The sequence below is a fragment of the Ruminobacter sp. RM87 genome (assembly GCF_000701925.1).
GTDB classification, from domain to species: Bacteria; Pseudomonadota; Gammaproteobacteria; order Enterobacterales; family Succinivibrionaceae; genus Ruminobacter; species Ruminobacter amylophilus.
The window spans coordinates 44,337-68,930 of sequence record NZ_JNKD01000003.1; the positions used below are offsets into that span (position 1 = coordinate 44,337).

Below are 24,594 nucleotides of genomic sequence, written 5' to 3' on the forward strand. Positions count from 1 at the left end.
CTCCGGAGTTCCGGTATTTTTCCAATGAAACAGGAAAAACGCAGTTTACGCCTGTCTGTAACGTCTGCCAAAAAAAACAGGTATAACATCACAGAAAATAAAAAAACTGCGATATTATACCCTATCAGACCAACTTTCTAAAAGATATAAATAAAATGACTTAAGGATATGGTCCTAAAACATTTAAGTTACTTCTTTTTAATTATTTTTCCAGTGTATTCCCCCTGACAGAAATCAAATCCCAGATCTTTTACGACCGAGAACTGAGCTTCATTGTTTACGGCCACGGCAATTGACTGTTTGCCGAGCTTCTTCATCATTTCCACAGCAGACTTGGCAACCTGCCATGCTGATGAATTTCTGCTGAGATTTCTGGTGTAGAACTCATCGAACTGAACACACTGTATCGGGAATTTTTCCAGAACCTCGATGGAAATTCTGTTACCCACGAAATCCTTGAGGGCAAAGCCCACGCCGGTATCACTGAATCTGTTGATAAAGCGTTCAAGCTGCTGAAGTCTGTTGTCCAGCTTTTCAGTATCAAACTGGAAATACAGCTTTGAACACAGTTCAGGACATCCTGAAACCGCCTTGTAGATGGCATCCACACGGTAGTTGTCGCACAAGGTTTCACTGTGGATGCATACAAGAATTCTGTTCACATCGGCAAACATGCCGCCGTTCTGCTTCATGCGGGTCAGATTGTCGATAAGCCATGCATCAAGATACGGCATCAGATTGAAATCCGAGGTAAGTTCCCTGAATTCCGAAACATCAATAAACTGTCCCTTTGAGTTCTTGACCTTCACCAGATATCCACACCACTTGGCACCGGAATCTGACGTTCCGCAGTTGAGAAGAGGCTTTCTTACGGCCACTACACCATTGTTTTCAATGGCCTGCCAGATGGATGTCGACATATCCACGCTTCTGCGTGACATGAGAATTCGATCTGATTTTTCACAGAGAAGGAAGCACTGATTGCATCCCTGGATACGGGCGTTTCTGCAGGCAATGTCGGCATAGGAAAGCAGTACTGAAACGTCATTATCCACAATTGACATGTCAACAATACCGCAGTCGGTAGTCACATTGTAGATAAAGCCGTCTGACTGATAACGCATGTCAGCGATATCCTTTATCCATGACTTGACGGTATTGAGCACAATATACACACTGCGCATCACCACGGCGAATTCATCATTGTTCAGACAGATGAGACTGCTGTTTTCAGGCAGATGCTTCTGAAGATATTCGGAAATCTGTCTGAGCATTCTGTCGGCATGCTCGTGACCGACGGTATCTCTGATGTACTTAAGGTTATTCACGTGAATAAAGCACAGGTAATCCTTACCGCCCTGATCAGCAGCGGCATCGCCGTCCTGTATTCTCTCGGCCACACTCACGGATCTTTCATCATCACCGCTGAAAATGTTCTGAAGCAGATGCATCATGTACTTTCTGTTATATGCTCCGGTGTTCTGATCGTGATATTCCATGTAACGGATCTGCTGCTTCAGACTTTCGTCACCGGAAATATCCTTAACGTCACCGATAATGCAGAATGCACTGCTGTTTTCTTCGGAAAGACGGATGGACATGCTCACGAAAATAACATTGCCGTCTGAAGAGAAGAACTTAAGCTTGATGTTGTCAACACTGCCGTCAAGAAGCGCGACATAGCTGTCACCGTGCTCGCTCTTGGCTTCATCATACTTCTGCATGAGAATGGCGACACTGCTACCGTATGTCTTCTGACTTTCCTCATCGGCGCACAGATGCTTGATGTTGGTTTTACCGCAGGCGCTTATCTCGTTAACATTTCTGTACCCGAGAATACGGCACAGTGCCGGATTGATATTCAGAATCTTACCGTCAACGTCAGCCTTGAACATGCCTTCATTGGTAAGACTGAAGAAGTTCACAAACTGTCTGCGGCTCATTTTGGCCTTCTGAGTCACATTGCGGTTATAGTTCTTTTCCTTATAGAAGCGGTAAATCAGTGACACGCTGATCATGATGGCCGCTGATACGGAAATCAGGAAGAAGTCGTATACCGCATACTTTGACCATCCGAGCATGCCGTAGGTGCATAGATACGGGAAAATACAGCCGAAAAGGAAGGCGAGCTGAGCCAGAGAGTATATAAGATGGGCTGAATTTCTTCTGATGACGGCATATAAAAACCACACAAGAGTAAGGACAAACATCACCGCTGTTCCAAAGAAGAACAGAATGGCGGAGAAATATCCGGGAACAAACCACACCAGAACGGAACTGATAATCAGGAACAGACTGAAGGTTCTGCTGACATATTTGAGAATCACCCACTTGGCGTTGCTTAAATATTCAAGACTTATGAGCTGTATGCCCCACAGGGTAATGAAGCAGAAGCACTGATAAAGGCTGGTGACATCCACATGGTTCAGGAAAGACAGGAACAATGATGAATAGCTGCCGGTAATCAGCAGATTGGACATAATGCCCACTGCAAAAAGATCGTATGCCAGATATCTCTTTTCCTTAAGCAGGATGAACATAATAAAAGAGAATACGCTGACCAGAAGCATGAAGCCGGTAATAATCGCATTTACAATCTTTTCTTCGGCATCATGATGTGAGAAGCTTCTTAAATCCTGAAGTCTCATGTCAAGACGATAGTCCTGATCAGACTTTGCCCTGATGTACAGCTCGGTTCTGCCGTCCTTGTAATCAAGGAAATTTATAGGGAATGAGTAACCCGCTGAAGGAAATACCTTTCTGGCTCCTGATTTGAGGCCCGTATGCCACACTCTTGAAAGAGCCCCGTTGGGACCGATAACGTATACACTCAGGTATTTTACGAAAATATTGTTTACCGACAGGACAAGATTTCTTTCATCTGCGGATCTATTGATAATGGTCACGTGGTACCAGTAGGTTTTGTCCCCCACGTCTGGAAGAACCGAGCAGCTTGAAAGAATATCATCGCTGTCACGCCATTCATCCTCCGGAAGATCCCACGGCCATTCAACATTTTCCTGACCTTCCATATATTCAACATAGGAGTTTAGACGCACATTGACATTACTGTCCCTGATTACGTACCCGGAACGCTGTTCGGACAAAGTGTTTTCTTCATTCCAGTTATCTGCGGCAGCAATGGACAGAAATATCCCCAGCACAACAGAAAAGGAAATAAAAAAAGACCAGAACCTACGCATTAAAACTCCCTTAAATAATAAGTTGTCACCTGAGTTAAAGCATCAAAGAGATAAATACGAATATATGAATAAGATCACATTTTAGCAAATATATTTATATTTTTAAAGATTATTTGTGTAACAAATTAGCAACACCATATTTATAACTTTTCTTTTAAAACAACATTTTACTACTTAATGTTCTTTATATATGTTGTGTTTGGCAACATTATTGCAAAAATGTATCTTTATTTTTAACATTTTTTTAATCTATGAACACATGAAAATTTTTTCTGCCACTTTAAAAATTAAGTTTATCGCTGTCCATATTATGCCACCGACAGCCGGATCTGATTATAAAGATCTCATAAAAATACCTTTTTCCCGGCTGTGCTGAACGCACTCACACTTGAGAAAAATTTTATGTTTAGAAAATTTCTCATTCCTGTGTTAAAATTGCATCCAGTTTTGGAAGGTCCGACAAGACACTCCAAATGGTCGTTTTAATCAAAATCAACCAGATTCCGGATAAGCCTCTCACCATAAGTGACTTGAGGTTATTTTTGTTTATTAAGGATTTTTTATGTCAAATGTTGAAAAGACCGTACTGGTTATCAACTGTGGCAGCTCATCAGTAAAGTTTGCCATTATCAACCCTAACGACGGTCACGTATACTTAAACGGTATTGCCGAATACTTAAATTTACCAGAAGCAAGAATCGAATGGAGATTCGAAGGTCAGGAAAAGCAGAGCCAGGATTTAGGCAACAAGGCTGACCACGATATCGCCATCAGCTTCCTCAACAGCAATATTTTAGCTACCCGTCCGGATCTTCTTAAATCTCTCTGTGCCGTTGGTCATCGTATCGTGCAGGGCGGTGAACTCTACACCGAACCTACTCTAGTTACCGATGAAGTTGAAGCAGGTATTGAAAAGTGCATTCCGTTCGCACCTTTACACAACCCGGCTCACCTGATTGGTATCAGAGCAGCAAGAAAGGCTTTTGCAAACGTTCCACACGTGACCGTATTCGATACCGCCTTCCATCAGACAATGCCTCCTGTAGCATACAGATACGCAATTCCTGAAGAACTCTACACCAAGAACGGTATCAGACGTTACGGTGCTCACGGTACCTCTCACGGCTACGTTGCAGCTGAAGTTGCAAAGCAGCTGAACGCAGATCCTGAAAACTTCAACGTAATCACCTGTCACCTGGGCAACGGTGCTTCCGTTTCCGCAGTTAAGAACGGCAAGTGCGTTGATACCTCAATGGGTCTTACTCCGCTTGACGGTCTGGTTATGGGTACCCGCTGCGGTTCCATCGACGCTTCAGTTGTTTTCTTCATGTGTGACGTATTGGGTTACAAGGTTGAAGAAGTTCGTGAAATCTTCAACAAGAAGTCAGGTTTAATGGCTCTTTCAACCACCACTTCAGACTGGAGAGGCATCACCGAAGGTTATGAAAAGGGTGACGAAAAGTGCACTCTCGCTTTTGAAATGTTCTGCTACCGCTTAGCCAAGTACATCGCTTCATACTATGTTCCTTTAGGACATGTTGACGCCATCGTGTTCACCGGCGGCATTGGCGAAAACTCATACCTCATGAGAAAGCGTGTTGTTGAACTTTTACCTGAAGTATTCGGTGCCAAGCTTGATCTTGAAGCAAACAGCAAGGCTCGTGCATACCTTGGTGGCAGCGGTCCAATCCACTCTGCTGATTCAAAGGTTAAGATCGTTGTTGTTCCAACCAACGAAGAACTGGTTATTGCCCGCAGCGCTTTCAAGTTTGTAAAGTAATTCAGGCATCCAGGCCTTAAATACCTGAAGGTTAACCGGATTTTCCGGTTAACCTTTTTTTATTGTCTTATTGATTTTCCATGGTCTCAACGAACGGTACCGCCGCATATCCTTCCGCTCAAAAAAAAGACCTCATGATGTGACTCAAGAGGTCCATAATGACCTAGAAAATTATTTTCCTGACAGTTCAGCGGCAGGATTTATATAGGCCGCCTTGATTCCCGGAAGTACGGCTGAAACAAGAGCTATGAACACACATGACAATGCAGTCAGCAGTACCTCAATGTAATTTACTGATGACGGCACGTAATCCATAAAGTACGTTTCCGCCTTCAGGATTCTGATTCCCATAATATTCTCAATGAAGGCGATAACCTCCGTCAGATTGTGGGCAACAAGAAGTCCGAGCAGCACACCGAATATGGTTCCGTAAATTCCGCTGAACAGTCCCTGAACCATAAAGGTCAGCATGACCTGTACCCGGGAATACCCCATGGAAAGAAGTATGGCCACTTCACTTCTCTTTTCATTAACGGACATGACAAGACTGGATACGATATTGAAACAGGATACGACAACCACCAGAAACAGAGCCATGCACATCACGGTACGTATCATCTGAATGTCCCTGTAAAGCGGAGCCGCCTGATCCATCCAGCTGTGAAGTCCCATGGGGGTAGGAATGGAATTCACCAGCGGGGTAACGGCATTTCTTGCATCACTCAGAGAATGGAAGAAATCCGGAGTCTTGAGAAATATGCTGCCGGTCTGATCTTCCCTCATTCCCAGCAGATTACGGATTGTACTCAAATCAACATAGGCGATTACACTGTCAAGCTGACCGCCTATTCTGAATATTCCGGCAACTCTGCAGTTAACCCCCACCGGAGCACTGAGTGTTCCGTTGCTGTTGTTTTTGGTGATGAGCACTTCAACTGAATCACCTGCGGACACGTTCAGCTTTCTGGCAAGATCAAAACCAAGTATTATCTTCGGAGAATCGAACTCGCTGCCGTCAGGCTTCAGGGAACGCAGGGTAATGTTCTTATCCACCATGAATTCATCAATATTTATGATGTTTTTGTAATCTGAAGATTCTATGGCGGTAATCCGTGAGGAACGGTACTTGTTATCATGGTTAATCATGGCGTTAACCACCATTCCGGGCGTTGCGGCAAGAATCCGATCCTGTCCTTCAATCTTATGCACCACGTCTGCGGTATTGTCGAAATATCCGCTCAGCGAACGGACTTCCACAGAAGGCATCACCCCCAGAACCCTGTGGGCAACTTCCTTTTCAAAGCCGTTCATGGCGGACAGACCTATAATCAGTGAAGCCACCCCGATGGTAATACCGATAATGGATGCAATAGAAATAAAACCCGACATGATGGTTTTTTTCTTACTGCGGGAAAAATGTAAACCGACTTTTAATGGTAAAAACATATCTTATTTCACCTTAATCAGTCCGTCTGACATTTCACAGGTACGCTCAAATCTCTTTGCAAGTTCGCGATCATGAGTAACCACCAGCATTGAACAGTGGTTTTCCGCCCTGAGTTCAGTAAGAAGATCAAAAACTTCGCCGGCACTCCTGAAGTCGAGATTCCCCGTAGGTTCATCAGCAAGAATAAGCATAGGCTTGTTGGCTATGGCTCTGGCAATCGCCACTCTCTGACGTTCACCGCCTGAGAGCTCTGATGAACGGTGATTCATTCGGTGCCCCAGCCCTACGCGATCCAGAAGATATTTCACCCTTTCATCAATCTGAGCCTTGGTGTATTCCCCTGAGATCATCAGAGGGAAAGCCACATTCTCATATGAGGTGAAATCACTGAGCAGATGGTGGAACTGATACACGAAGCCGAGATGATGATTTCTGAAATAATCACGGGCTCTGCCGCTCATTTTGAACAGATTCTCTCCATTAAAATACACGTTGCCTCTGGTCGGCTTGTCAAGAGTTCCCAGAATATGCAGAAGAGTACTCTTGCCGGAACCTGAAGATCCGATTACGGCCACCATCTCGTCGGTATAAATATCCAGATCCACTCCCTTAAGCACATGAGTAACCACGCTGCTTTCAACATAATCCTTGCTGATTCCCTCAGCCTTCAATAATATTCTACGTTCATTATCAACACTCATGTTACTCACCTTATTCATAACGAAGTGATTCAACCGGAGACTGTCTGGCAGCTCTGACTGAAGGATATATTGTTATGGCAAAACTCAGGGCAATGGTCACAAGCAGAACCATCAGCACCTGCAGACCTTTTACCTGTACCGGAATGCCTACGCCGCCTGCGGCTATGTAAAGATTGATTCCCAGCACGTTCAGAATACTGTCAAGATAGGCTACGCATATCAGACCGAGAATCAGTCCCATGACTGAACCGATAATTCCGCTGATGGCGCCTTCAACGATAAATACCTTCATGATGGCGGACTGACTCATGCCCATGGTTCTCATTACCGCAATCTCAGGCACCTTGCTGCTGACCACCATGGCAAGTGAAGACAGCATGTTGAAAATAGCCACCATGATAATCAGGGCAAGCATCAGCCCCATCATTATTCTTTCCATGGCCACGCTCTGGAAAAACTCTCCGAGTTCCACGCGCCAGTCTTTCACTGTAAGTTTCGGATCAATTCTGCCGACTTCCTCAATGAAGCTGCCCACCTCGAAGGGATCGTCAAGCCATACTCTGAAACCAGATACCGTTCCCTGCTGCATATGGGTAAGTCTGCGCACGTCCTCAATATTCCCGAGAATCATGCCTGAACTCATGCCGCCGACTGAATATGCGCCGTTAACCGTAAAAAGTCTCTGAGACGGCACTCTGCCGAAAGGAGTGTACTTGACGTAAGACGCCGAAATAATGCGGAGTTCATCGTCAACGTTGTTTTTAAGCCTGTCCAGAACATCCCAGCCTACGATGATTTCAAAACTTCTCGGTACCAGACTCTTAAAGGATTTTGTTCCGGTTGAGGCTCTTACAAGATCAAAATCAGGATAATCCGCAGGATCAATACCGAACAGTGAAGCTCCGTATATACCGTTTCTGCCCTGAATCATCACGTCATCGGTTATCTGGGGAGCCACGGCCACAACACCTTTAATATCCCTGATTCTGCTTAAATCATAATCCTGCGCAATCATGTCCCTGTCCGTGGTAATCACTGCATGAGGAATTGATGACAGCAGACGATCCTTTAATTCTCCCTCGAGACCGTTCATTACGGAAACCACCACTATAAGAGCGGCCACACCCAGCATGATTCCAATCATGGAAAGCAGAGCTATGAACGTGGCGAAGCGATGATTTGACGAGGCAAAGGCATAGCGCAGGCCGATTGAAAGACTTAAAGGTCTAAACAGTTTCAACACAGACATGATGATATATCACTCAGTTAAAATTCAATTATTGAACCACTCACATCAGGAGACGTCAGAATATCCGTCCGATTACGGAATCCGTCACGGCATGACAGTCGCCGTAAACAGGTCACTGCGGGTTTTAAACGGCTGCCGCGGCGTTTTCATCTCTGATGAAGGGATACTGCGACAGTCTGTAATTATATCCTAAACAGTGTGAGTCAGAATGCGATTTTCGGTGTGTTTTGAAATAAAACTCCGTCCCGTAAACCTGCACCTCTCAAAACACAAAATCCCTTGCACATCTGTGCTTCGGGATTTTTCACTGTTATTTGACTTGAATTTTCCGGACGGATTCGGAATTTACTTCCAGCCAGTTACTTCTCTTAATCCGTCGGCTATGTCGGCAAGAGATCTGACGATTTTAACTCCGGCATTTTCCAGGGCGCGGAATTTCTCTTCCGCTGTTCCCTTTCCGCCTGCAATAATGGCACCGGCATGTCCCATTCTCTTTCCTTTAGGAGCTGTTGCACCGGCTATGTAGGCAACAACCGGCTTGGTTACGTGCTCTTTTATATACTGAGCCGCTTCCTCTTCGGCTGTTCCGCCGATTTCGCCGATCATCACGATGGCCTCGGTAGCCTCATCCTTTTCAAAAAGCTTGAGGATATCGATAAAGTTTGATCCCGGAATAGGATCGCCTCCTATACCCACACAGGTGGTCTGGCCGAAGCCTGCATCCGTTGTCTGCTTGATGGCCTCATAGGTCAGTGTACCGCTGCGTGACACGATTCCCACCTTGCCCTTCATGTGAATTGATGCCGGCATGATTCCGAGCTTGGCTTCACCGCTGGTAACAATACCGGGACAGTTAGGACCAATCATGGTGATGTCTGTACCTTCGAGACGTCTCTTTATCTGAAGCATGTCCAGGGTAGGAATCCCTTCGGTGATGCATACAATCAGCTTGATGCCGGCATCAATTGCTTCAAAAACCGCATCCTTGCAGAAAGGAGCAGGAACATAAATCATTGTGGCGGTGGCGCCGGTGGCGGCCACAGCTTCCTTAACGGTATTGAACACAGGCAGACCAAGATGAATCTGACCGCCCTTGCCCGGAGTGGTACCGCCTACAAGCTTGGTACCGTATGCGAGACACTGCTCAGAATGTGATGTTCCCTGAGAACCTGTAAAGCCCTGACAGATGGCTTTGGTTTCACTGTTTAATAAAATTGCCATTCCCTTCTCCTAACGTGCGCTCTTTACCGCAAGTTCAGCAGCTTCTCTTAGAGAATTTGCAGAAATAATATTAAGACCACTGGCATCAAGTTTTGCCAGTCCGGCAGGTGCCTGATTTCCTTCAAGTCTTACGACTACAGGTACGTTAACACCAACCTCTTCAACCGCACCGACAATGCCTTCGGCAATCAGGTCACAGCGTACGATACCGCCGAAGATGTTTACCAGAATGCATTTAACGTTCTTGTCGGACAGAATAATCTTGAAAGCTTCAACAACTCTTTCCTTAGTTGCGGTACCGCCGACATCAAGGAAGTTGGCCGGATTGCCGCCATAGGTCTTGATGATATCCATGGTACCCATGGCAAGACCGGCGCCGTTAACCATACATCCGATGTTGCCGTCCAGAGCCACGTAATTAAGATTTACGGACTGAGCTCTGGCTTCACGAGGATCCTGCTGTGAAGGGTCATCCATTGCCGCCAGATCCTTGTGACGGAAGAGTGCGTTGGAATCAATATTGATTTTTGCGTCCAGACATAAAAGCTGATTGTCACCAGTTACCACCAGAGGATTGATTTCAAGAAGTGACAGATCCTGTTCATGGAACATTCTGCTCATGCCTAAAAACATGGCTACAAACTGCTTGAACGCGTCACCGGAAAGACCCAGTCTGAAAGCCAGCTCTCTGCCCTGGAACGGCTGAGCACCACTTATCGGATCAATAACCACCTTGAAAATCTTCTCCGGAGTTTCGGCGGCTACCTTTTCTATTTCCATACCGCCTTCGGTTGAGGCCATGAACACCACACGGGCCTTTGATCTGTCGATTGTCGCACCGAGATAAAGCTCCCTGCTGATATCTGAACATGCTTCAACAAGCATTCGGGATACAGGCTGACCGCGTTCACCGGTCTGAACAGTAACAATGCGCTGTCCGAGCCATCTGTCTGCAAATTCACGGGCTTCGGCAGCTGTTCTGCAAACCTTAACCCCGCCAACCTTACCTCTTCCGCCGGTGTAAGCCTGACACTTGACCACAACCGGACTGCCGTTAAATTCTTCAAAAGCCTTTTCTACTTCAGAAGAAGTACTGCATACCGTATTTGCAGGAACAGGTAAGCCGTATTTTCTTAAAAGGTCTTTGGCCTGATATTCATGTAAATTCATTTTGTACACAACCTGTATATAAAAATGCCCTTCATTCCCGTCCGGTTCTTAACGACCGCTTTCGGCAAGATATATACCGCCAGTGACTTTTTCATAAAATAAAGATGTCATGGACGGATACTCCGCCCTGTCGTCTGGATACGGAAATGATTTTGTTATCTCTGAACTGTTCCGGCTGTTCAGAGCCGGAACTTCCTGACTCAACCACCGCGGCACGGGATGTGACATTGCACAGTCGGGTGCCTGCACGGTGTCCGCAGGCGTATAAGTTCGGACCGCTCGCGTCCTACTCTTCTTAGGTTTAGGTATCAACACCAAGATATTGCAGAATCAACACCGGTCTAATCACGGAATTTCCGCATAATCACGGAAACTGAAACGGATTAATGAACGATGTATCAAACTAGCGTCAATTATAGCTATACACATCACAAATTTAAAGTCAAAGATCAATAATAAATTAATGATTCAACTGATGACGCCGGTTACTGAACCGACAATTTGAGAACGGTTGTTCCGGACGCAAAAAACGGCAAAATACAAAATGACAGCGTTATCATTTAAATATTTTTGTTTTTGAACGTTTTAAATTATGTCAAATGCTTTCATTATGGTTATAATAGTAACAGTTTTTTGACGAATGGCTATATACATAATATTAATAACTGTCCGCCACGAAAAGATTTATGAAGGAGTATAATATGTCCGAAGTGACTAATCAGAAAGTTGCTATTCTCAATATTCCGGGTTTGGATCCGATTGAACTTCCCATTCTGAAGGGAACAGAAGGTCCGGAAGTAATTGATGTGAGAGCGCTGGGTTCTCACGGTTACTTTACTTATGACCCAGGCTTTGTTTCTACAGCCTCATGTAAATCAAAAATCACCTTTATCGATGGTGAAAAAGGTATTTTACTTCATCGCGGATACCCTATTGCTCAGCTTGCGACACAGACTGACTACCTGCAGGTATGCTACCTTCTGCTCAACGGTGATTTACCGAATGCTGAACAGTATGCCAACTTCAAAAAGCGTGTAACCTACCACACCATGGTTCACGAACAGATTAATTCCCTGTTCAAGGCCTTCCGTCGTGATTCACACCCAATGGCCATCATGTGCGGTATTGCCGGTGCGCTTTCTGCGTTCTACCACGACAATCTGGACATTTACGATCCTGAACACAGAGAACTTACCGCATTAAGACTTATCGCCAAGATGCCTACCCTGGCAGCCATGGCCTACAAGTATTCCATCGGCCAGCCGTTCATGTCTCCAAAGAACGACTTAAGCTATGCAGGAAACTTCCTCCACATGATGTTCGCAACTCCATGTGAAGAGTACGTGGTTAACCCTGTAATTGAAAAAGCCCTCGATCGTATCTTCATTTTACATGCAGACCACGAACAGAACGCTTCAACCTCATCAGTTCGTCTTGCTGGTTCATCAGGTGCAAATCCATATGCGTGTATCGCAGCCGGTATCGCTTCACTCTGGGGTCCGGCACACGGCGGTGCAAACGAAGCATGCTTAAGAATGCTTGAACGTATCGGCACAGTTGATCGTATTCCTGAATTCATTGCCAAGGCAAAGGATAAGAAGGATCCGTTCAGACTCATGGGCTTCGGTCACCGTGTTTACAAGAACTACGATCCGAGAGCCACCGTAATGCGTGACACCTGCCATGAAGTTCTCAAGGAACTCAACATCAAGGATCATCCGATTCTCGACGTAGCCGTAGAACTCGAAAGAATCGCACGCAGTGATGAATACTTCATTGAACGCAAGCTCTACCCTAACGTAGACTTCTACTCAGGTATCATCCTTAATGCAATCGGTATTCCAACCAACATGTTTACCGTAATCTTTGCTCTGGCAAGAACCATCGGCTGGATCACCCACTGGATTGAAATGAACGAAGAAGCTGATTCACGTATCGGCAGACCTCGTCAGATCTACATCGGCAGTCCAACCAGAGACGTTCGCCCTATAAATGAACGTGAAGCATGTCCTAAGAAGTTCTAAGATACAGACTTCATACCTTTGACTGAACAGGGTGCGTTACGCAGGTATCGCACCCTGTTTTTTTGAATAAGGCTCCGGCCTGAAGCAATTTGAGATATCAGACTGAGACACTTATCTGAATATTCTATATACTGTCACCATTATCCGGAAATAAACAGATTAGGCACCGAACTCATGATTCCTGTAACAGAAGCCGAAGTTTTACGTATAGCCAGAGACCTTCTGTCTAAAGGTGAAAAGGTAAGCATCAATAAAATCAGGGCCGTACTGGGGCACGGCTCCTATTCCACCATTATGGAAATACTTGACCGTAACGGTATAAAAACAGTCAAGACCAGAATAAGCCGGAACTCAGACAGTTCGGCCGACGGGGAAAGACTTGAGGTACTCCGGCAGCTTCAGAAAACCATTATCAAGGAACAGTGTCACAATGAGTCTCTTAAAACCAGACTGCATCAGCTCAGAGACACATCTGTCATCGAAAACATAGTACTGCTTAATCTGGTTAAAACCATACTGGTAAAACATCTGTCACCGGACAGTGAAATCATCCGTTTTCTACCTGAAGATGAAATCAAATGGAAATTCCTCAAACAGCACGGAGATTTTGCCAGAACCACTGTAGAAAACATGGAACGGATGCTCATAGAAGACTTTATAAAGAACCTTCAGACACTGAAAAACAACGTACATGAACTGCATCTCAACGGAGACTACCAGAGTCTCACCAATATTGAGAAAATGCTCAAGGATTTACTGAACAGGAGCCGAAATGACGGGGTTTACAACTACTGAAATAGATCTGGCCATCAAGAATCTTCAGGCAACAAATCAGAAGATCTCAACCATAAACATGAGAAAAATACTCGGACGCGGTTCATATGGCACCATTCAGAAAATATTAAGACAGAAAGGCTATCTGGACGCTTCTGATAAATTCAGTCTGAATGAGACCGAAGAAACCGGCACGGAGCATAACAGCCTCGTTTCACAGGATCCGGAAACCGGAGAACTTCCCACCGGAAGTCCGGGGGTGGAATCACTTATTTCCGACGCCCAGAAAACATTAACCAGACTTCGCAGGGAAAACCTGAAACTTAACGATGAAATAAACCGTATGGAAACCGAAGTGACCGCCCCGTTAAACGAATACCAGGCCATACTTAAATTCATCAACAACAGGTTCTTTCAGGGAGCTTACCCTGAAATCCCGGAAGACCTGCTGATAATCCTCAGAGAGCTGATTTTAAGAACCAGACCTAAACTCGGCATTCTTCACAACGATAAACTGGAATATTATCGCGATGATGCGGACAGAATTCTCAGGGCTATTCTCCTGGGCAGAAATCTTTAAGACGCGCTCAGACACGTTTCTACCGCAGAATCGACGCATAAACAATGAGGCCCCGGTTTTATCCGGGGCCTCATTTATTTATCTAGAAGATACTAGAGAATTAGAGAGAGTTCTTAGAACCTAATTCTTCGAAAGCTTCCTGTAAACGAGCGATCATACCTTCCTGACCCTTACGTAACCATACGCGTGGATCGTAGTACTTCTTGTTAGGAGCGTGTTCACCTTCTGGGTTGCCTAACTGACCCTGTAAGTAAGCTTCCTTATCCTTGTAGTAGTTTAATACACCACTCCAGGTAGCCCACTGAGTATCGGTATCGATGTTCATCTTAACTACACCATAGCTAACTGCATCACGGATATCCTGAGCAGCAGAACCTGAACCGCCGTGGAATACGAAGCTTAATGGCTTAGCACCTTCAGCAAGACCTAACTTCTTAGCTACATAAGCCTGTGAATCACGGAGGATGGTTGGCTTGAGCTTAACGTTACCAGCCTGGTAAACACCGTGTACGTTACCGAAAGAAGCAGCGATAGTGAAGTTAGGGCTGATCTTGCTTAAACGTTCGTAAGCGTAGTAAACGTCTTCTGGCTGAGTGTAGAGAGCTGATTCATCCTTACCAGAATTATCAACACCGTCTTCTTCACCGCCGGTGCAGCCTAATTCTAATTCAAGGGTCATGTCAATCTTAGCCATACGTTCTAAGTACTTGCAGCAGAGGTCGATGTTGTCCTTTAAAGATTCTTCTGAAAGGTCGATCATGTGAGAAGAGAATAAAGGTACGCCGTGTTCAGCGTAGTACTTTTCACCAGCGTCGAGAAGACCGTCGATCCATGGGAGGAGCTTCTTAGCGCAGTGGTCGGTGTGCATAATTACAGGAACACCGTAAGCTTCAGCAACGTTACGAGCGTGTAAAGCAGCAGAGATAGAACCTAAAACCTGAGCCTTCTGACCTTCAAGCTTTAAACCCTTACCAGCGATGAACTGAGCACCGCCGTTAGAGATCTGAACAATTACTGGAGCCTGAGCTACGCGAGCAGCTTCGATAACAGCGTTGATAGAATCAGTACCTACACAGTTAACAGCTGGAATTGCAAAGCCGTTTTCTCTAGCAACTGCAAAAACCTTGTTTAAATCTTTACCAGCGATAACGCCTGGCTTTACAACGTCTAAAATCTTAGTCATTTAGATAATTTCCCAATATATATATTGATTTATAAAATAAAGCAGAAGCGGGAGGATATTTATTCCTCCCGTTCATTTTTAAAAATTAAGCCTTTTCAGCTGCACGCTTTTCAAGGATTTCTACAGCTGGAAGCTTCTTGCCTTCAACGAATTCAAGGAATGCACCACCACCGGTAGAGATGTAAGAGATCTTGTCAGTTACACCGAACTTCTGGATAGCGTTGATGGTATCACCACCGCCAGCGATTGAGAATGCATCGCTTTCAGCAATAGCCTTAGCCATTTCTTCAGTACCCTTAGCGAAGTTGTCGAATTCGAATACGCCAACCGGGCCGTTCCAGAGGATGGTCTTGGCATTCTTGATGATTTCAACAATCTTAGCGGTGCTCTTAGGACCGAAGTCGAAAATCTTGTCGTCAGCAGTAACGTCAGCAACGTCCTTGATTTCAGCAGCTGCGGTTTCGCTGAATTCCTTACCGGTTACAACGTCGATAACTTCAGGAATAGTGGTCTTGCTTGCGATATCCTTAGCAGTATCAACGAGATCTGGTTCATATAAAGAACCGCCTACGTTCTTGCCTTCAGCAGCGATGAAGGTGTTAGCGATACCACCGCCAACGATGATCTGGTCAGCAATCTTAGCTAAAGAGTATAAAACTTCGAGCTTGGTTGAAACCTTAGAACCGCCAACGATAGCAACCATTGGTCTTGCTGGGTTGTCCATTGCCTTGCCTAAAGCATCAAGTTCTGCAGCAAGGAGAGGACCTGCACATGCGATAGGAGCAAACTGAGCAGCACCGTAAGTGGTACCCTGAGCACGGTGAGCAGTACCGAAAGCATCCATTACGAATACGTCGCAGAGAGCAGCGTACTTCTTGGCAAGAGCTTCATCATTCTTCTTTTCACCCTTGTTGAAACGGCAGTTTTCTAAAACAACCAGTTCGCCTTCCTTTACGTCAACAGGAGTATCAAGATAATCCTTAACGAGACGTACCGGACAATCCATGTGATCCTTTAAGTAATCAACTACAGGCTTTAAAGAGAATGCTTCATCGTATTCACCTTCAGTTGGTCTACCGAGGTGAGAGGTAACCATAACCTTTGCACCGTGTTCAAGAGCGTACTTAATGGTTGGCATGGTAGCGGTAATACGCTTGTCAGAAGCAACCTTACCATCTTTTACAGGTACATTAAGGTCGGCACGGATTAATACTCTCTTACCGGCTAAGTCTAAATCTGTCATCTTGATAACTGACATATCAAAGTCCTCATTTTATTAAGACAAAAATAACAAAAAAACTACCGATGACTTTTAATCACCGGTCAACAATTCAGGTGCCGTACATAATACGGTCACAACCCCATATTTGAAACGGTTCCGGTTCACATCACCGGGAAACAGCTTTTCTCAAACCGTTCAAAATCATAATTTACGCCATTTCACTGAAGAAGTGCCGGAGTTTGAGACACATTAACATCAGTACTTTGTAAATACGTGCTAATTGTACTACTTTTTATGAAAACTGTCTTTTAAAAAATTTCTATAGGACTCATCTTCACCGTTTTTTGGTTTGCCCGGCCGTATTTTTTAATTAACCGCCATTCATCATGCAGTACAACAGTCTAAAAAACAATCAAAATAGTAATACATATCTTAAAATTTATCAATCTATTTTCAAGCAGATTTGCTTATATGTTCAACCTTTACGACAGCAGTCTCCGGTCTTCTGCTTTTCCATATCCTAAAACATGAACCGCCGCCGGAATACACCGACGACGGTTCTGTCATAAAAAATCTGAATTATCGTAATTCAGAGCCCCGTACCGAATTACTTCAGAATGGTCTTAGCCTTGCTTACGGCATTTTCAACGGTAAAGCCGAAGAGCTTGAACAGCTGATCTGCAGGAGCTGATTCACCGAAGGTATCCATACCGAGAATTACTCCGTTGAGACCTACGTACTTGTACCAGAAATCACTGATACCGGCTTCAATAGCCATACGTGCGGTAACTGATGAAGGCAGAACAGATTCCTTGTATTCAGGACTCTGCTTATCAAACACTTCGGTACATGGCATTGATACCACGCGAATCTTCTTGCCTTCAGCTTCAAGAGCTTCTGCAGTCTTCATGGCGAGCTCTACTTCGGAACCGGTTGCGATGATGATTAAATCAGGATTTTCGCTGCCTGACTTGAGAACATAACCGCCCTTCTTGACATTTGCAAGCTGTTCCGGAGTTCTGTCCATCTGAGCGAGACCCTGACGTGAGAAAATAAGAGCACTTGGAGTCTGCTTTGATTCAATGGCCTGCTGCCATGCAACTGCTGATTCAACCTGGTCACATGGTCTCCAGGTGTTCAGATTCAGGCTTATTCTCAGAGTTGAAATCTGTTCTACAGGCTGATGGGTAGGACCGTCTTCACCGAGACCGATGGAGTCGTGAGTGAATACGTAGATTACAGGTAACTTCATGAGAGAACTCATTCTTACCGCATTCTTTGCATATTCCATGAACATCAGGAAGGTTGCACCGTAAGGCTTGAAACCGCCGTGGAGGTATACGCCGTTCATGATGGCGCTCATACCGAATTCACGTACACCGTAGTGAATGTAGTTACCTGACGCATCATCAGCGGTAACAGACTTTGAATTACGGTTGAAGGTCAGATTGCTTGGTGCAAGGTCAGCTGAACCGCCTAAGAATTCAGGCAGTACGTCGCTGTAGGCATCAAGTGCGTTCTGACTGGCCTTGCGGCTTGCGATCTTGGCAGGATTTGCCTGTAATTCACGGATATAGGCTTCTGACTTTTCTGTCCAGTCTGCAGGAAGTTCGTGATTCATGCGACGGATGAATTCAGCGGCAAGTTCCGGGTACTTGGCCTGATACTTGGCAAAAAGTTCATTCCATGCGTTTTCCTTTTCAGCACCGGCTTTCTTTGCGTCCCAGGCTTCGTATACTTCAGCAGGAACTTCGAAAGGACCATACTTCCAGCCGAGGTTTTCCTTGGCAAGAGCGATTTCAGCATCACCGAGAGGTGAACCGTGACACTTTTCGGTACCCTGCTTGTTAGGAGAACCGCAGCCGATCACGGTCTTGCAGCAGATGATACTTGGCTTGTCGGTAACCTTCTGAGCTTCCTTTACTGCAGCTTCGATGGCTGCGCTGTCATGGCCGTCAACCTTCTGAACGTGCCAGCCGTATGCTGCGAAACGGGCAGCTGTATCTTCTGCGAACCAGCCTGAAGTGTTACCGTCGATGGAAATGCCGTTGTCATCCCAGAAAGCGATAAGCTTGCCGAGCTTTAAGGTACCTGCCAGTGAACATGCTTCGTGAGAAACACCTTCCATCAGACAGCCGTCGCCCATGAATACATAGGTGTAATGGTCAACAATATTCAGACCGTCGCGATTGAACTGAGCTGCAAGCACCTTTTCGGCAAGAGCCATACCAACTGCATTGGTGATACCCTGACCTAAAGGACCGGTGGTGGTTTCAACACCTTCGGCGTAGCCGTACTCAGGATGACCTGGAGTCTTTGAATGTAACTGTCTGAAATTCTTCAGGTCTTCAATTGAAAGATTGTATCCGGTTAAGTGAAGCAGAGAATAAAGAAGCATTGAGCCATGGCCGTTTGACAATACGAAACGATCACGGTTAACCCACTTAGGATCAGCAGGATTGTGATTTAAAAAGTGACGCCATAATACTTCCGCAATATCAGCCATACCCATAGGTGCACCTGGATGACCTGAGTTGGCCTTCTGGATAGCATCCATACTTAAGGCTCTTATAGCATTTGCCAATGTTTTGTTGGACAACATCTCATACTCCATCTTTCGATCTGAAAAAGTTTACCTCTAAAAACTGGTGACTGTTTAACGCCATACACCAATAATCAGGCAAGCAGAATTAGAAAATTACCAAATTTACAGCAGGTAATAATTTTTCATGCATTATGCCATTATGACAGTCTTAAATCAATTTAATATTGCCACAGTGGATGAATAACTCAAATTTCCTGCCGGTTTCATGTATAAAAAATACTGTATTTGTGAAATACATCCATATGACGGCTGAACAGCATTTCTGACAGTCTTAAAATTTACCGCGGCAGACACTTAAAACAAAAGCGGACAGAACGCCACCGCTCCGTCCGCACATTCTTAAACCCGCGGGCTTAAGGGTTGTTGAACATGATTGATCTTATTACGAAATGCTTGTTGAGACGTGGAGAAAGACAGGTGTTTGTTTCCACGACGTTTTCATTCAGCCAATTCATTTCGTGAAGAAGTTCCTCGTCAGTAAAAACAAAACCCTCCGGAAGCATCAGCAGCCCCTTGTTGTTGTATATTTTCCCCTTGAACACATATTCACGGCCGCTTGATAAATCTGAAACCTTCTTGCTTATAAGGGCATAGAGTGAACTGTCATATTCACTGAGCTCCCTGGCGAGACTCTTTGTATAGTCAAATCCGATAACGTTGTCGGAATAACCGAAGAAATAGTTATTGGAATTTCCCCTGCTGTCAGCGGCTATACTCTCCACCAGAGTACTGAAAATAACGGAAGGGTCATAGAAGTATTTACCGAGAATGGTTCCGTTCTTGTTTTCAGCCCCCTTAACCATGAGATCAAAGTAATAAAGATTATTGTCAACGGCATATCTGCACCACTTGCACGGAGAGTTCGTACCGTCAAGAACCTTGATGTTGTACTTTTTGAGGAATCTGGTTATGTCACTGAAATTCTGTTCTTCGGTATTATCCTGATTAAGCCATAGCACATACAGCTTCTTCTCGGCGAAGGCGCGTTCAAGGCCAAGTGCAAAGGCATTGATGTTGCGTTTCTCGTAGGTACTGCAGCTGTTGGCGATATACCCGATATTGCCCTGCTGAAAATCCTTTGAAATATCGTGTCCGCTTCCCTTGCTGTCGTACATCATGTAACGCAGTTCCTCTTCGGAATTCTTGTTCTTGCCCAGAAATATTCCGGAAATGAAGCCTGCCATGTACTTGGACACATAAGTCTTATCCGTATACGAAACAACGTTGCTGTCCGAAACCTCTATGCTGCTTACGAAAAATTTGACGTCGCTGAAACGTCTGAAGATATTTCCCAGAGCATTATTCATTTCAAAACCGCTGAGGAATACGTATCTGGCGCCTTCGGCGTAGGCATTGTTCACGATTTCCTCAAGACGGCGGTAGTCACTGCCGACACCTTCAATCACGTTTATTTCCATCTGCGGATATCTTTTGAGGGTGGAAATGAAGCCATGAAGATTGATATACTCGATTGACTTCGGTTCAAGATTGTTTGATTCGATGTAATACAGCTTCTTGACCTTGCTGGCTCCTTCAAGAACATTCCTCTGCAGAATGGCTGAACTTGAGCCGAAACTAAAATTGTTTACTGAGAAAAGCACAACCACTGATACGATGACCAGAAACAGAAAAATAAATAAAATTAAGCCTGCTATATCTTGATTCTTGCTTCTCATAGATGTTCCAATACCGCCCCTTCAACAAACCAGTCCATTGAAAAAATATCGTTAGGTTCATCCTGCAGCGAATAACCCTTGTCCAGACGCAGACGATGTTCATTGTCATACAGCGGACCGGAGAAGATATTATCGTTATTGGCAATCATGAATCTGTACAGAGCCAGATCCAAGAGCTGCATGGTATTAGGAGGAATAATCCCTTCGTTAAAATTGGTTATCCTTACAGTACCGGTGCTTACGTCCAGCAGATAATTACCGGATTCAAAGGAATTGGTAACTGTTCTAGAAAGTACGCGGCTGAAGAAGCCTCGATAGTCAACCTGAACGCTGGCGATGTTACTTAAAAAGTACTTGTTGGCAAAATCCTTGTCATATCTGATGCAGTAATACATCTTCTGCTCGCAGAAATCGTCCACGGTGATATCGGTGTAGTCCGCAGTCATTATGCGGGCATCCGGATTTCTCTTCTGAGCCTCAATCAGCTGGCTGTACTGAATGTTTTCATTCTTGCTCTTGAGAACTATCACCTTCACGATACCGTTCTTCTTGTATTTTCTTACTCCCAGAGTAAAGGCGTTTATGTTGCGGTACGCATCCTCGTTCAGTTCGGAAACCACGAAGAAGTTTTCAGAGGTTTCGGTATTTACGGTAGCTGCAATGATGCCGCTCAGATAGTACACCTGATACTGATGAACCTTGAAGGTAATCAGCTTGTCGCTCTTTTCAAGATTTCTGTCATACGCACTGACAAAATACACATTCTTGGTATTGTCATACTTTTTCACGGCAGTATTGATGCATTCATTGAGAGCCGGAGACGGCGAAACGATAATGGACACATCCCGTGATATGTATTCCCTGATAAGATCCATGCATTCCTCGTTATTGGAAATCTCATCAACGGCATATGCCTTTATTCCCAGACGGGAGGTTACCTCGAGAAAATCATTAAGACGGTATTTGTCGTCAGCATGCTTTTCCTTAGGCAGAAGATAAATGGCCTGATATTCCTTTCTCGGAATCAGGCTGTCAGTAATTTCGACATTTTTCGGAGAAACGTCATAGAAATAGATGGACAGCCCCGTAAGAAGAGCTACCACCACACAGGCTACGACGGTCCACAGCAGAAGAACATTTTTATATTCTTCATTATCTCCAGTCTTCAAAAATTTTATCCTCACCTAAGATTCTTTCAAATTCAGCCAGCGGCAGCGGTGCTGAATAATAATATCCCTGACAGTATTCACATCCCAGATCCCTGAGAATATTTTTCTGATCAATGTTTTCGACGCCCTCCACCAGACTGTGGATACCAAAATGCTTGGTTATCTGAATAACATCACTCACCAGCATTACGTCAGGTGAATTGCGGTTGTTCACATCTATCTTGTCCACAAATGACTTATCAAGCTTGATGGTATCAAACGGATAAAGAGAAATGTTTGACAGACATGAATATCCAGTTCCGAAATCATCCATGGAAAGCTTGAAACCAATCTTCTTCAGCTCATTCAGAATTTCCAGAACCGTGTCCTGACTGTCAATGGTTGATGATTCAGTGATTTCAATGTCTATGTATCGGATGATGTCCTCGTATCCCCTGATACGCTCCTTAAGATCCCTTAACAGATTAGGGTTACGGAACTGAACCTGAGAGAAATTAACGGATATAGGCACCAGTCTGTACCCTAAATCCTTCCATTTCTTCAGCAGATCAAGGATGGACACGAAAATAAAATTATCTATGTTGGCAATTGAACCGTTCTTTTCAAAAACCGGTATAAACTGTCCCGGAGGCAGCAGACGCTGCAGCTTGTAGTTCCACCTGATCAGCGCTTCGGCACCTGACAGTCTGTTGGTATTAAGATCATACTTAGGCTGCAGGTACACCAGAAATTCACCGTTATAGATGGCGGGAATAAGCTCCTTCTCCAGATTGTTCTGACGGATAATCTCCTCCTGCATTTCAGGTACGAAGAAGACTATCGAATTCTGGGAAACATTCTCATCCTCATGGTCATACAGGGCTATACTGCACTTGTCCATGATGTCGTCGATGTTTGACGGCATTGATGAAGCCGTAAAGCTGCAGACACCGGCCTTGAACAGTGAACGGTACTCGATACCATCAATGGACTGGGCACTTGCGAACAGTTTTCTCAGAATTATCTCAACTTCTGATTTGCTTTCCGCTCTGATAATGGCGTAATAGCTGTTGTTACCCTTATAAGGAGTGAATGAGGAGTTTTCCATGTGCTTCATGCATGAAGCCAGCTTCTGCTCGAAACGATTGGTTATTTCTGTACCATAAAGATTATGTAGGATGTGGAAATTACTGATGATAACCGTAGCCAGATAATATTCTTCTATTTTGTTCTGATAGGTTGATTCGTAGACTTCTTCGTAGTTGGCTCTGAGATTTACTCTGTTTGGAAGGCCGGTGAATTCATCAAAATAAGCCAGGTTGTATACTTTCTTTCTGTTGCTTTCCACCGTATATTCGTAATAAACAAGGAGGATTGTAAGAATGACCATGGTACCTATAATCAGGAAGCCGAACATGGTCATAATGGCTCTTATCTTGTCATCCAGCTCCGACGCCGGAATCATGTATACGAAACTCCATCCGTCATAAGGAAGCTTGATAATGGACATGTAGTGAGCCGGCAGACCGTTCCCCTGAAATACGTACAGATTGTCTATTACCTGATTCTGAATCTGCTTCTGACGGATACTGATGTTGTTTTTTTCCCTGGCGCTGTCCAGCAGTTCCCTTACAGTGTATTTCGGAAGCAGGCGGTTCTGAGTCTTTTCGTTGATATGCACGACGTCGTACATGTTGTACAAGAGGAAGCTCAGGGAGGAATTAACCCCGTCGTTGTACAGGGTATACTTATTGAAGTATCTTATCAGCTCGTCACCAGTGGCCTTTATGTACAGAGCATAGCGGACATAACTCTGATTCACGTACACGGGAACGGCAATCAGAACGTCGTAATTGCCGCCGTACTTGGACACGGTAACAGTTACCACGGTCTTTCCCACATAAATCTTCTTTAATTTGGCAATATCCTGATCATCAAGTTTGAAACCGTACAGAACTTCACCCTGAAGATCGGTAATACCTATGTCGAGGAATCCTGATACTCTGGTGATGTCGTTGATTGTTTCCGCTGTTCTGGCGGAACCTATGTAATCACCTTTGGATATGCTTTTTGAAATACTCAGAGAGGCAAGATTGAGAACGCTTATAATACGGTTGAAATTGTGATTGACGGCTTCAAGTTCGCCCTTTGACTTCAGCACTATCTGCTGTTTGAGCGCGCTGACCATGATTTCTTCAATCTTGTATTTATAGACAAAAGAAACCGAAATCATGGTGAACACCAGCACCACGATTATAAACAGTGACTGTCTGTAGTTTTTTAATTCAGCGAACCTTCCGATCATTTAAAATTTTTTTTCTTTGTTCTTTATAATATTATTAACAGGAATCTCCAATCCGTGCATCAAATTCCCGTATGTATTTGTACATGTCACCTGTACCTGCTTTCCGTCAATGCCGTTGCCGCACAGAAAACCGTCTGCCCTGAATTATCATGAACACCATGAAAAAAACATCAGTATTTCACGACTGTCTTCTGGCACGTCAATCCGGATATCAGATCCCTTTACGGAAAACGCGTTATTTACAACATCCTCACGCCTAGAATACATTATATTTTTAATAAATAATCTGATTTAAGATACATTTAT

General features: G+C 44.6%; 16 protein-coding genes. 4 read left to right on the forward strand and 12 right to left on the reverse strand.

The features are described from left to right. Positions 1–188: 188 nt before the first annotated feature. Complete coding sequence (locus tag T489_RS0101675; protein WP_031578315.1) at positions 189–3,203, reverse strand: EAL domain-containing protein; 3,015 nt, start codon at positions 3,201–3,203, stop codon at positions 189–191. Between the two features lie 562 nt (positions 3,204–3,765). Between T489_RS0101675 and T489_RS0101680 the strand changes: the two genes are divergently transcribed. Next, positions 3,766–4,983: an acetate kinase gene (locus T489_RS0101680; protein ID WP_031578316.1), complete on the forward strand. Its 1,218-nt coding sequence runs from the start codon at positions 3,766–3,768 to the stop codon at positions 4,981–4,983. 171 nt (positions 4,984–5,154) lie between these two features. Here the strand turns inward: T489_RS0101680 and T489_RS0101685 are convergent, their stop codons facing one another. The 5 genes from T489_RS0101685 to sucC form a co-directional block, all read right to left on the reverse strand. Next, the gene (locus tag T489_RS0101685) at positions 5,155–6,429 is read right to left on the reverse strand and encodes an FtsX-like permease family protein (protein WP_031578317.1); all 1,275 of its coding nucleotides are present in this window, start codon (positions 6,427–6,429) and stop codon (positions 5,155–5,157) included. A gap of 3 nt (positions 6,430–6,432) precedes the next feature. Continuing rightward, entirely contained in the window at positions 6,433–7,131 is a 699-nt protein-coding gene (locus T489_RS0101690) for an ABC transporter ATP-binding protein (RefSeq protein WP_031578318.1), read from the reverse strand. 10 nt (positions 7,132–7,141) lie between these two features. Then, positions 7,142–8,380 (reverse strand): lipoprotein-releasing ABC transporter permease subunit, encoded by a 1,239-nt coding sequence (locus T489_RS0101695; RefSeq protein ID WP_051621701.1) that lies wholly within the window; start codon positions 8,378–8,380, stop codon positions 7,142–7,144. Positions 8,381–8,725: 345 nt separating this feature from the next. Then, a complete protein-coding gene (gene sucD, locus T489_RS0101700; RefSeq protein ID WP_031578320.1) occupies positions 8,726–9,601 on the reverse strand; it encodes a succinate--CoA ligase subunit alpha in 876 nt (291 codons plus the stop codon). Positions 9,602–9,610: 9 nt separating this feature from the next. After that, positions 9,611–10,771: an ADP-forming succinate--CoA ligase subunit beta gene (gene sucC, locus T489_RS0101705; protein ID WP_031578321.1), complete on the reverse strand. Its 1,161-nt coding sequence runs from the start codon at positions 10,769–10,771 to the stop codon at positions 9,611–9,613. A 701-nt stretch (positions 10,772–11,472) separates the two neighbouring features. Here sucC and gltA point away from each other — a divergent pair. The 3 genes from gltA (at position 11,473) to T489_RS0101725 (ending at position 14,149) form a co-directional block, all read left to right on the forward strand. Then, the gene (gltA, locus tag T489_RS0101715; protein ID WP_031578322.1) at positions 11,473–12,795 is read left to right on the forward strand and encodes a citrate synthase; all 1,323 of its coding nucleotides are present in this window, start codon (positions 11,473–11,475) and stop codon (positions 12,793–12,795) included. A gap of 174 nt (positions 12,796–12,969) precedes the next feature. Continuing rightward, positions 12,970–13,590, forward strand: coding sequence for a DNA-binding protein (locus tag T489_RS0101720; protein ID WP_031578323.1), 621 nt, complete (start codon positions 12,970–12,972; stop codon positions 13,588–13,590). Next, complete coding sequence (locus T489_RS0101725; RefSeq protein ID WP_031578324.1) at positions 13,568–14,149, forward strand: DNA-binding protein; 582 nt, start codon at positions 13,568–13,570, stop codon at positions 14,147–14,149. The genes T489_RS0101720 and T489_RS0101725 overlap by 23 nt, the downstream gene beginning before the upstream one ends. A 100-nt stretch (positions 14,150–14,249) precedes the next feature. Here the strand turns inward: T489_RS0101725 and fbaA are convergent, their stop codons facing one another. The 6 genes from fbaA to T489_RS13995 form a co-directional block, all read right to left on the reverse strand. Further along, positions 14,250–15,332, reverse strand: coding sequence for a class II fructose-bisphosphate aldolase (gene fbaA, locus T489_RS0101730; protein WP_031578325.1), 1,083 nt, complete (start codon positions 15,330–15,332; stop codon positions 14,250–14,252). An 85-nt stretch (positions 15,333–15,417) separates the two neighbouring features. Beyond that, positions 15,418–16,590 (reverse strand): phosphoglycerate kinase, encoded by a 1,173-nt coding sequence (locus T489_RS0101735; RefSeq protein ID WP_031578326.1) that lies wholly within the window; start codon positions 16,588–16,590, stop codon positions 15,418–15,420. A 571-nt stretch (positions 16,591–17,161) separates the two neighbouring features. Continuing rightward, on the reverse strand, positions 17,162–19,156 hold the full coding sequence (gene tkt / locus T489_RS0101740; protein WP_198020389.1) for a transketolase: 1,995 nt from the start codon (positions 19,154–19,156) through the stop codon (positions 17,162–17,164). A 356-nt stretch (positions 19,157–19,512) separates the two neighbouring features. Continuing rightward, positions 19,513–20,835, reverse strand: a complete 1,323-nt coding sequence (locus T489_RS0101745; RefSeq protein WP_031578328.1) for a type 1 periplasmic-binding domain-containing protein — start codon at positions 20,833–20,835, stop codon at positions 19,513–19,515. After that, on the reverse strand, positions 20,832–22,004 hold the full coding sequence (locus T489_RS0101750; protein WP_031578329.1) for a type 1 periplasmic-binding domain-containing protein: 1,173 nt from the start codon (positions 22,002–22,004) through the stop codon (positions 20,832–20,834). Before T489_RS0101750 ends, T489_RS0101745 begins: the two co-directional genes overlap by 4 nt. After that, positions 21,988–24,288, reverse strand: coding sequence for an EAL domain-containing protein (locus tag T489_RS13995; protein ID WP_051621702.1), 2,301 nt, complete (start codon positions 24,286–24,288; stop codon positions 21,988–21,990). Before T489_RS13995 ends, T489_RS0101750 begins: the two co-directional genes overlap by 17 nt. Positions 24,289–24,594 lie beyond the last annotated feature (306 nt).